The 2,888-nt window shown below is 63.4% G+C and carries 3 protein-coding genes and 1 pseudogene; all 4 read right to left on the bottom strand.

All coding sequences use genetic code 11. The features are described from left to right. A pseudogene (locus AC628_RS39800) lies at positions 1 to 787 on the bottom strand (hypothetical protein); the annotation flags it as partial. After that, positions 772 to 1,221 carry a hypothetical protein gene (locus tag AC628_RS39795; RefSeq protein WP_074132168.1) on the bottom strand — a complete coding sequence of 150 codons (450 nt, stop codon included), beginning with the start codon at positions 1,219 to 1,221 and terminating at the stop codon, positions 772 to 774. The pseudogene AC628_RS39800 and the gene AC628_RS39795, both read right to left, overlap by 16 nt. An 87-nt stretch (positions 1,222 to 1,308) precedes the next feature. Then, positions 1,309 to 2,007, bottom strand: coding sequence for an NHL repeat-containing protein (locus tag AC628_RS39790; RefSeq protein WP_074132167.1), 699 nt, complete (start codon positions 2,005 to 2,007; stop codon positions 1,309 to 1,311). A 187-nt stretch (positions 2,008 to 2,194) separates the two neighbouring features. Further along, the gene (locus AC628_RS39785; protein WP_074132166.1) at positions 2,195 to 2,719 is read right to left on the bottom strand and encodes a DUF1833 family protein; all 525 of its coding nucleotides are present in this window, start codon (positions 2,717 to 2,719) and stop codon (positions 2,195 to 2,197) included. Between the last annotated feature and the right edge of the window lie 169 nt (positions 2,720 to 2,888).

The following is a 2,888-nucleotide window of genomic DNA, read 5'->3' as shown; positions in this document are numbered from 1 at the left end:
TCCCGTTGGTCGCATCCCAGAACACGGTATCGTCGATATAGACGGCCTCGTATTGCATGCTGCCCATGGTCGGCGACAGCAGGACGTTGAGGTATTGATCGTTGGCGACGAATTCGCCCCAGGGCGTCGCCGCAAAATCCGGGTAGTCCTTTACGCGGCCGTACCAGACCGGCAAGGGCTGGCCGAGCTTGGCGACATTGCCCTGCGCCGCGACCGAGTAAATCTGGTCCTGCGTTGCGGTCGGCGTATTGGTCGCGCCGGCCTTCGGCGCCACCAGCGCGTTGACCAGCAGCGAGCCGCCGATGCCGATCGCGGCCGTCGTCGCGAGCGCGCCGAACGTGCCGGCGCCGAACAGCGCAGGACCGGCCCAGATCGCGAAGGCCGAGACCGCGACCAGCGCCACCAGGCCGATGATCTGCTTGGCCGTGTTGCCGCCGCCCTGGCCGCCGAGCGGATAGGACATGAAGCGGACCGCGTCGGCCGGCCCGATGCGGCGCGATCGCCAATCCCGGCGCAGCACGGCCTCGCCGTTGATCTCGAGCACGGTCGGCAGGCCCTTCTTGAACTGCCAGCCGAAATCCCGATCGCGCCTTGCCCAGCCGGTACGGCGCAGAAACGCCGTGACGGTTTCCCGCGGCCGCGGCTCGGCGCGGTCGACCTCGAGACCAGGCATCACCAGATGCAGCACCGGCTGGCGCGCGGCGTCGCTGCGTCGATCGCAACGAGCTCGCGGACGCTCCGACGAGCTCGCCGGCGGCTTGGGCAATCGATTCACAGATCCGCGCATGTCACCGGCTCAAGAAACATGAGGTTTTTCCAACCCACCTGGCGCAGCGCCAGGACGGTTTCGCAGGCAACGCCCGCGTGGCTATCGCAGTGGATCACCCGGGCCTCTTGGCGCAGCCAGACGCCGATATGCGCGGGAAACCGCGCGTGGGCCATCAGGACCAGCGCGCCGTCAGCGGCTATCACCAGGCCGCCAGGACCGTCCGGCACCTGGCGCCAGCGCGCGCGCTCCGGATGGCCGGCGAACTCCTCGAGCACCCAGCGCCGGCTGAAATCGGCCGGCACCGCGATTTGTGGCAGCTCGCGGCCGAACAGCTCGCGCTGCACATGGCAGGCGAAATCCCAGCAATTGCGCGACTGCCAGGCCCACGGCTCGCCGATCAGGGGCGACAGGAATGATGCACGGTTAATGGACAAGAGCCCGTCGCCTTCCAAACGGCTTGGCAGGTAACCCGACGATAGGTCAGCTTATTGAGGAGGAGCGGACGTCGGTCGGTTGACCGCCATGGGCGGCTTTTGACCCTAAGCCGACTTCAAATCGCTTTCGTCACTGGATCTCGGGGAGTCGGACCGCAAGCGAACTCGCGATGCGCGGTTTATCCGTATTCCCAGCACACCCGATACTGCGAGAAGCCAAGCGACGAATGGATGCCAGAATGGTAAGAGCAAGAGAGTCTGCCAATGCGCCCCTGGACGTGCCGTCTGAATTGGGTCCACAAATGTCACGCCCCAGACCGGGCAGTTGGAGGGCCGCAGCACGCCACTAGGCACGCTGCCGAACGAAGGGCACGGTTGAGGTTGTCCGGCCGATGATCCGTCTGGATTGAAAAATTCAACCTGTTTGGTACGGGCCGCTGCGACGGCAATCCGTCCGTCCACCGTGAGACCGATCGCGAACATTCCGCCGGCACTGTGCACGAACCAACCGGTTTCGAACCGACCATTGCTGTCATACCGCTGGATTCGCTCCGTTGGGATCGTTGCCGTAAATGTTCGGCCCGCCGGCCCCAAAATGGTAGTAGTTTCGAAAAACGGCGGCAGTTCGATCTGCTGCAACCAGGTTCCGGTCGCGGGCAGAAAGAGAGGGACGATAAAGCCCAAGGCGCCGAGCCCCATCAGCGCCGCGCTTAGCACATAACCACGAGCAGCCCATCGGGCCGCGCCAGCCAACCACGCGATGAGAATGACAAGGGGGATGAGAGACAACAACAGGTAGCCCATGTGTTTCGTCTGCGAAACGCTCCCCGCTCTCGTTTGGTTGCACAACCAATAATATGTCAACGAACAAAGATGCAAGTAATGCTTTGGCCGGTGATTGTCAGGTTTTGGCCCAACTCTGACATTGCCCAACTCTCTTGTAACGTCGGCTTTCGGAGGAAGAGCCGCCCTTCTTCCGGACGTCCCGCCTCTAGGGCAACAGGGACGGAAACTGCACATAGTCGTAATTCTTGGTCAGCCGCGGAAATCGCTTGTTCTGCAGGTTTTTGACCATGACCGTTCCGGTCAGCGACGCGCCGACCATCTGGACGCTGCGCAGCTCGAATTCGATCGGCCCATAGGCCGGCTCGGTCAGGTCGCTGCCGAGGTACTCGCGATAAAGGACCTGGATATATTCGCGCGTTCCCTGCGCCGCGCGGATCTTCGGCACCAGCTCGCGGTTGACGTTGTCGATCTTGATCGTCGTCGACGGCGGCTGGCCTTCCTTTTGCTCCGGATAGCCGGCGTCAAAAGGACACGCGATAAAGGTCACGGTCTCGCCGGCGTTGCGCGGCGCGCCGGCCTCGAGCCCAAAGGCCATATCGTTGCCGACATTGGCGACGACGCGAGCCGGCTGGTCGAATGACGACTGCCAGAGCTCGAGCGTGTAATAGATCCGCGCGCTCGGCGGACAGGAGGCATAGGCCTCGAGCAGCGCTTCATTGTGCGTCGGCATGGCTAGACGTCGTAAACCCGGAGCGTCATGCGGACGTCGACCTGGTCCGGATTGGGCCAGCTTGCGACCAGGCCGGTTCCCGGCTTGATGAATTGGCAGACCTTGTTCGCCAGCGACGTTCCGAGCCAAACATCAATGGTGAACCGCGCCGTTCCGAGGTTGAGCGTCG

Origin of the sequence: Bradyrhizobium sp. NAS96.2, from assembly GCF_001908235.1 — a bacterium.
In the GTDB taxonomy this organism is placed as follows: Bacteria; Pseudomonadota; Alphaproteobacteria; order Rhizobiales; family Xanthobacteraceae; genus Bradyrhizobium.
This window is presented reverse-complemented; position numbering and strand designations above follow the sequence as displayed.